Origin of the sequence: Micromonospora hortensis (genome assembly GCF_022230935.1) — a bacterium.
Lineage (GTDB): Bacteria > Actinomycetota > Actinomycetes > Mycobacteriales > Micromonosporaceae > Micromonospora > Micromonospora hortensis.
On the sequence record NZ_JAKKFE010000001.1, the window covers coordinates 259,493 to 267,265 of the forward strand.

Annotated in this window: 4 protein-coding genes; 1 reads left to right on the plus strand and 3 read right to left on the minus strand. The window is 71.1% G+C overall.

Annotated elements, in window-relative coordinates; all coding sequences use genetic code 11:
• Positions 1-109: 109 nt before the first annotated feature.
• The 3 genes from NIE111_RS01110 to NIE111_RS01120 all read right to left on the minus strand — a co-directional run bounded on the left by NIE111_RS01110 (position 110) and on the right by NIE111_RS01120 (position 6,195).
• Positions 110-1,297 (minus strand): MFS transporter, encoded by a 1,188-nt coding sequence (locus NIE111_RS01110; RefSeq protein ID WP_238682599.1) that lies wholly within the window; start codon positions 1,295-1,297, stop codon positions 110-112.
• A gap of 127 nt (positions 1,298-1,424) precedes the next feature.
• Entirely contained in the window at positions 1,425-5,459 is a 4,035-nt protein-coding gene (locus NIE111_RS01115) for a discoidin domain-containing protein (protein WP_238682600.1), read from the minus strand.
• A 169-nt stretch (positions 5,460-5,628) separates the two neighbouring features.
• Complete coding sequence (locus NIE111_RS01120) at positions 5,629-6,195, minus strand: TetR/AcrR family transcriptional regulator (RefSeq protein ID WP_238682601.1); 567 nt, start codon at positions 6,193-6,195, stop codon at positions 5,629-5,631.
• A gap of 112 nt (positions 6,196-6,307) precedes the next feature.
• On the opposite strand from NIE111_RS01120, the gene NIE111_RS01125 reads away from it, so the two are divergent.
• On the plus strand, positions 6,308-7,699 hold the full coding sequence (locus NIE111_RS01125; protein ID WP_238682602.1) for an MFS transporter: 1,392 nt from the start codon (positions 6,308-6,310) through the stop codon (positions 7,697-7,699).
• Positions 7,700-7,773 lie beyond the last annotated feature (74 nt).

Sequence of the window (7,773 nt, forward strand, 5' to 3'; positions counted from 1 at the left end):
CCTCAGGTGGGCGATTCGGGGAGCGTATGTTGTATACGATGACCGCCGCAAGACCTCCGTGAATGGCCCGCCAGGCACGCCGGTTGCCCTGAACTGGCCGCGCCGGTGATCAGCTCGCGGGCCGTGTCCGGCCGCCCCGGACCAGGCTGAGCAGGACGACCAGCGCGAGCACCGCCACCACCGCGCTGAAGACCTCGCCGGCCGGGCGCAGGCCGATCGTCTGGATCAGCAGACCGACCCCGACCGCTGGCACACCGAGCATGGCGAACAGGATGGCGAAGAAGGTCGACACGGCCTCGGCCCGGTGCTGCGGTTCGGTCTTCATCGTGATCGTCGCGATGCCGTCGCCGACCGCCACCCCGGACGCGACACCGGTGATCGCCGCGCTGACGATGAGCGTCGCCAGCAACGCCATCCACATGCTGAACGCGAGCAGGCCCGCCCCCACGACGAGGCCGGCGCAGGCGCTGGCCAGCGCGGCGCGCGAGGACAGCACGCGGGTCAGCAGTTGACCGAACGCGGCGCCGGTGAACGCCACGAAGACCACCAGCGCGGCAAGGGTGTGCGAGGTCTCGTGCAGGACCATGCCGAGGAACAGCCCACTCACCGACGTGAGCACCCCGAGGGCGGCGAAGCCCGCGCCGGCGGTGAGCGCCGAGCGGACGAAGGCCCCGCGGATGGTCGCCGGCACGTGCAACCGCTGCACCCGCAAAGTCACCGGCGAACGTTCCCGGACCGTCTCCGGCACCCCCCGCAGCGCGATGATCGCGATCACCGCCAGGATCAGCACGATCACCCAGGGCAGCCGGAGTGGATCGGGTGCCACGTCCGACACGATCCCGGACAGCAGGGTGCCGGCGGCCAGGCCGCCCAGGTTCGCGAAGATCGACACGGTGGCGGCCCGCTTCGGGTGCCGAGGGTCGATCAGCTCCGCCAACGCCGCGGTCGCGGCACCGATGATCAGCGCGGCGGACAGCCCGGCGAGGATCCGACCCACGATGATCATCGCCAGGTCCACGGCGGCCAGGAACACGGCGTCGGCGGCGACCGAGAGCAGCAGCGCGATGAGGATGACCGGACGTCGGCCGATCTGGTCGGAGAGCCGACCGAAGACCAGCAACCCGACGACGACTCCCAGCGCGTACAGCGCGTAGACCACTGTCACTGTCAACGACGAGAAGCCGAACTCCAGCTCGTAGAGCGGGTAGAGCGGCGTCGGCACCGTGGTGCCCACGAGCGTGATCCAGAACGCGAACGCGACCCGTACCGCGCCGGACGTGGAACCGGACCGTGTCACACGTACAGCATGGGTATCGGTCCCGAGCCGAGGTGCGGTAACGGATCTAAACGCCCGCATCAGGTGGCAGCGCACGGGTCCACGGTGGGAAGCGGAGCCGCACGGCGCCGCCTCCCACCGCGTACTCCTAGGAGTTGTACGCCTGCGCGGTCACCGTGACCTGGCGGGCGAGGCCCGACCGCGCCGGCCAGGAGATGCGCACCTCGCGGCTCTCCCCCGGCAGGAGCCAGAAGTAGTTGTCGTCGTAGCGCGCCGGCAGGACCCGCTCACCGCGCTGGTCGCGTACGGCGAGCCGCACCAACGCGGCGACCGTACGGCCCTGGTTGCGGACCGTCGTGGTGACGGTGTTGCGCCGGTCCACGACGCGTACGGTGCTCGACGACGTCGACAGTCGGGTGCTCGGCACGTCGTTGAGCGCCCGCAACTGCTCGGCCTTGTCGTAGCGCCAGTAGGTGTTCTCCGTGAGCAGCCGGTCGCGGCTGTCCCGCAACTCCAGTCGCACGAGGTGCAGTCCGCCGCCGTCCGGCGCGGCGAGCGGGAAGACCGCCGTGGTGGCCGAGCGGGCCACGTCCACCCGCTGACGCTGGGCCGAACCCAACGACCGGCCGTTCAGGTCGTACCGTCGGGCGCTCACAGTGACTCCGCTGAGCGGGGCGGCGGTGTGGTTGACCACCCGGACCTGCCAGGTACCCGGGTCGGCCTGGACGTGGACCGGCTCGCATCCCTTGCGGGCGCCGTAGTAGGCGCCGTTCACGTCGAGGTCGTAGTCGTAGGTCTGCCAGACCGTGCTGTGCCACGCCGGGTGCGACATCCACAGCAGCAGACCGGTGGCGTCCTGCCACAGGTTGGCGTTCCACGCCTCGAACATGGCGCGGTGGCTCTCGTAGTTGACGAACTGCGCCCGGGTGGCGAACTCGTCGAGCGACTCGGACTCACCGAGCCGCGCGTCGATCGCCGCCTGGTACGTGCCGACGCGCTGGTTACCGATGGTCGACCAGTCGTGGTAGTTCCACACCTCGCCGATCGGCCACTCCGGCGCGTCACCGACGAGGTTGCGCATGCTCTCGGTCACCGACACCACTGGCATGCCGATCTCGGTGTGGAAGCCGAACGAGTCCGCCTCGTAGATCGTCTTGTCGGTGTAGGTCGTCGGGTCGACCCAGCCGTAGGGCCCCCGCCCGCTCACGATGCCGCTGGCGGAGTTCGGGATGTAGAGGATCTCCGGGTGCTCGGTGGCGACGGCCTGCTTGAGCCCGGCGTCGACGATCGGCGGCGGGTCCCCCTCGTTCGCGCCGCACCAGACGACGATGCTCGGGTGGTGGCGGAACCGCCGGATCGTGTCGGCGGCGATGTCGACGTAGCCGGGCGGATTCGGCAGGAAGGCCCCGGCCTGCCAGAAGTCGTTCCACACCAGGATGCCCTGCTCGTCGCAGGCCTGGTACAGCTCCTCCCGGTTGCTGCTGCCGAGCCAGTTGCGGATCATCGTGAAGTTCATGTCGCGGTGCATCTCGACCGTGTCGGCCAGCCGGTCGGGCAGCACCCGGCGCAGCAGTTCGTCCCAGCCCCAGTTGCCGCCCCGGGCGAACACCGGCACACCGTTCACCGTGATCTTCAGCTCGGTGATCTTGTTGCTGACCGCCTTGACGTCGGTCCAGCGCTGCCCGTCGTCCGAGACCTGGATGACGAAGTCGCGGGCGTACGCCTGCTCCCAGACGATCGTCACCTGGTCGAAGCTGACCGGAGCGCCGAGGTCGACCTGGATCCACTGGTTGTCCTCGAACGTGGACGACCACCGGGTGCGGGGGTTGCCGTCGACGGCCCGGTCCGGGCCGTTCGAGTCGCCGTCCGACGACGACGCGGTCGCCGTCCGGCGCAGGGCCAGGTCGACGTCCGGCTCGGCCTGCCGCCGCACCGAGAGCGCCCACATGGACACGCCCCACGAGGTCACCCGCGCGCCGGTCTGGATGCGCAGGTGCTGCGCCGTCTGACTGGCGAACGTCTCGACCTGGGTGGCCCGACTGCCCAGCGGGGTGTCGTTGCTGACCGACGTCACGTCGTTCCAGGCGTCCCCGTCGACGGAGACCTGCACGCGGTAGTCCAGCGCGTACGCCTGCTCCCACACGATGGTGACCCGGTCGAAGTCCACCGCCGCGCCGAGGTCGACCTGGATCCACTGGTCGTCCTCGGCCTGCGAGGCCCAGCGGGTCGCCGCGTCGCCGTCGACGGCCTTGCCGGGCCCGTTGCCGTCGTTCTCCGAGGACGACGCGGTGGCGTCGCGGCGCAGGGCGAGATCCGGACCGGTGCCGTCGGCCACCGACAACGAGAACATCGAGATGCCCCAGCCGGTGGCGCGCTGGCCGGCCTGGATGCGCACGTGCCGGGCGTGCTGCCTGTCGAACGTGACCGTCTGGGTCGCCGCGCCGTCGACGAACTCCAGCGCGGGTTTGCCGGGGGGCGAGATGACGATCGGCTGGTGCCAGTCGTAGGCGAACTCGCGGACACCGAAGCGGAGCGCACGCCGGTCGCTGACCGCGCGCTTGACGGTGGCGGTGAGCGTGAGGTCGTACAGGTGGGGGTCGCCGTAGCCGTTGGGCCACCAGAGCCGGGGGTTGCGCAGCCGCAGCGCGCGGAAACGCTCCGGCGTGAAGGTGACAGTGGTGCTCCCGCCGGCGGGGACGGTCACCGTCGACTCGACGCGTACCTTGTCGAACTCCGCGCGGACGGTGACAGTGGTGGCGCTGGCCGCCGCGTTGCGGACCGGGACCCGGATGGTGACCTCGGCGGTGTCGGTGCCGGGCAGGTCGGGCAGCGTGGTCTGTACGTGCGGGTCGCCGATGACCACGGCGCCGGTGCTGCGCAGGCGGACGTGGTCCCAGAGGCCGGTGACCCGGTCACGGACGGCCGGCATCCAGTCCCACCCGGACACCGCCAGGTAGGTCGGCGCGTCAAGGTAGTGGTGGGCCGACTGGAGGAAGGTACGGCCGTCGGGGCCCTTGTCGCCGGGGGTGCCCGGGTGCGGCATCGGGGTGACCCGGACGGCGAGGACGTGCTCGCCACGGTGACCGGCCAACGCGTCGGTGATGTCGAAGGCAGCCCGCGCGAACGGGTGCTTGACGCTGCCGACCCGCACGCCGTTGACCCAGGCCGTCGCCTCGTGGTTGATCCCGTCGAACTCCAGCCAGATCCGTCGGCCGGCCGAGGTGTCCAGGTCACGCGGCAGCCGCAGCGCGCGCCGGTACCACCAGGTGTGCCGGGACAGCGCCTCCGGGATGCGCATGTTGTTGAAGCCGGCCACCGGGTCGGGCAGGTGTCCCTGCTCGACCAGTGTGCCCAGCACGGTGCCGGGTACCGTCGCTGGCAGCCAGGACCGGACGTCGACGCCGGCACGGGAGAGTTCGGCGCCGTCGGCGGTGCCGGCGAAGTCGTCCATCGTCAGCGACCAGCCCGACTCCAGCGGCACCGTGCCGTCGGCGGCGACCCGCAGCTCGGGTGCCGGGCCGGTGTTGCCGCCCTCCCAACTGGTCCAGCCCTCGGCCTTCGGCCGGCCGGCGAGCGGTACGCCGTAGACCTGGAAGCCGTTGAGGCCCACCGGGTTGCTGTTCGAGCGCTTCGTGGCGGTCATCCGGATCCACCGGGCGGTGACCGGCTCGGGCAGCTTGATGGTCTGTGCGCCGCCCTGGCCCTCGCTGGTCTCGTACACCGACCGCCAGGCACTGCCGTCGGTGGAGACCTCGATCCGGTACGCCGTCGCGGCGCTGGAGAGGATCTCGTCACCGTCGGTGTCGGTGTAGTTGCCGTCGAACGGCCCGTCGGTGAGCGTGGCCTCGAAGACCAGGGAGACGGCCTCGATCCGGCACGGCGCCTGCAGGTCCACTGAGATCCACTGTGGATCGCCGACGGCGGCACGCCATCCACTCCCCCGGACGCCGACCTGCGGCAGGCCGTCCACGGCGAAGGTGGCCGGCGTCGGCGCGTAGTCGGTCGAGGAGACCGTCACCGGGCGGTACCGGGCCAGGTCGGTGGCGGTCGGGGTGGCGGTCGGCGTCGGCCCGGCGGCGGACGCGAGGGCGTCCGGGAGGGCCGCGGTCACCCCGACCGACGCCAGCAGCGTCGCACCGGCGGAGAGGAAGGTACGCCGGGAAATCGGCGATGGGTCGGACATCTTGCCTCCAGACATGACAACGTTGTCAGATGGCGGGGGTCTGTGACAACGTTGTCAGATGGTGGCCCGATGTTTCCCGAGAGTCAAGGGTCCGAGTCCATCGTGATTCCCCGAACACGTTCCGCAGCTGTTCCACTTCGGACATCGCGGCGCGGGCCGACCGCCGAGGTCACTCCGGCTGCGCGCTCAGCCCGTCCAGGGCGACAGTGAGGACGTGATCGCGCTGGTCGGCCCGGGGAAAGTGCCCGGAGGCAATGGCGCTGGCCAGGCGCATGACGTCGTCGATCGTCACGTCGGCGCGCACCTCGCGCGCCCGCTGGGCCCGCTCCAGCAACGGCCCACCGGCCGCGTAGAGCGCCCGGCGGCACTCCAGGTAGGCGGTGGACTCCCGGTTCAGGCCGGCGGCCAGCGGTTGTTTCGCCCCGATGTACTCCACGAAGCGCCGCAGCCAGGCGTACAGGCCATCGCGGGGGGCGAGGCTCTCGGCCTCCCCGGCGGTCGCGCACACCGCCTCGACCTCGGTGACGTAGACGTTCTCGATCAGCACCTCCCGGGTCGGGAAGTTGCGGTAGAGCGTCGCGATACCCACTCCGGCGCGGCGGGCGATCTCCTCCAGCGGAGCCTCCGCGCCCTGCTCGGCGAAGGCGACCCGGGCCGCCGCCAGGATCGCGTCGTAGTTGCGGGCGGCGTCGGCCCGGTGCGGGCGGGCCACGCGCAGGTGGGTGAGGGCCGTCACGATGCCGATGTCTCCCAGCGCTAGCAACCGGAGGCCGACTATCACTAGAGTGGTAGCACGCCTCCACTTATTCGGAGGTCTCCTATCAGTCTAGCCCGAAAGAAGGCGGACCATGCCCGCTCCCCGTCGCGGGATCGCCCTGGCGCTCATCCTCGGCTCGCAGCTGATGATGACGCTGGACACCTCGATCATCACGACCGCGTTGCCGCACGTGCAGCGGCAGTTCGGCTTCTCCCCGTCCGGGCTCTCCTGGGTACAGAACGCCTACGTCCTGGCATTCGGCGGACTGCTCCTGCTCGGCGCCCGAGCCGGTGACCTGCTCGGCCGCCGCCGCGTCTTCCTCGCCGGGATCGCCCTGTTCACCGCGGCGTCCCTCGCCGCCGGCCTCGCCCCGAGCGGCAGCTGGCTGATCACCGCCCGCGTCGTGCAGGGCCTCGCCGCCGCGCTCGCGGTGCCCTCCACGCTCGCGCTACTGGTCGCCGACCACCCCCAACCGGCGGCCCGAGCCAAGGTGATCGCCCTCTACAGCGCGGTCATCGGCGCCGGCGGCAGCGTCGGCATCGTCGTCGGCGGCGTCTTCACCGACCTGCTCTCCTGGCGCTGGGGAATGCTCGTCAACGTGCCGATCGGCATCGCCATCGCGCTGCTCGCACCACGGTTCCTGGTCGAGACCGAACGCCGCGCCGGTGCGTTCGACCTTGGCGGGGCGCTGACCTCCACCGGCGGAATGACCGCCCTGGTGTACGGCTTCATCCAGGCCGCAGCCGCCGGCTGGAGCGCACCGGGCACCGTTGTCTCATTGGGTCTCGGCGCCGTCCTGCTGACCGCATTCGTGCTGATCGAACACCGGGCACCACAGCCCATCACCCCACTGCGACTCTTCCGCAGCCTGGAGCGCTCCGGGGCGTACGCCGGGCGGATCCTCATCGTCGGCGCCACCTTCTCCACCTTCTACTTCCTCAGCCAGTACCTCCAGGAGGTGCTGCACCTCAGCGCCCTCCAGACCGGCTTCGCGTACGTGCCCATCACCGGCATGTTCTTCGCCATGGTGTACGCCATCCGGCCCCTGCAGAACCGGCTCGGCCGCCCCATCCTGCTGGTGGTGTCCCTCGTGCTCGCGCTCGCCGGCATGGCGTGGCTGTCGCGCATCTCGACCGGCTCCAGCTACTTCCCGGACGTGCTACTGCCCCTGCTGGTGATCGGAATCGGCCAGGGCATCGCCATCATCCTGATGACCCAGGGCGGCGTCGCCGGAGTCGAACCACAGGACGCCGGCGCCGCGTCCGGCCTCGTCAACGTCGCCCACCAACTCGGCGGCTCGCTCGGCATCGCGATCCTCACCATCGCGTACACCCGCGCCAGCTCCGCCACCGACCCGACGGCGGGCTTCCACGCGGCCTTCACCGGCGCGGACGTCTTCTTCCTGATCGCCCTGGCCCTCGCTGTCGTCGTGGCCGTCGCGGGCCGCCGCGCCAACCGGCTCGCCGCCCTCCCGGTCACCTGAACGCCCCGGGGGGTGTCCCGGGCCGCGCACGCTGCGGGGCCCCGGCGGGCGGCGCTGGGGCGGGCGGGGCTGGG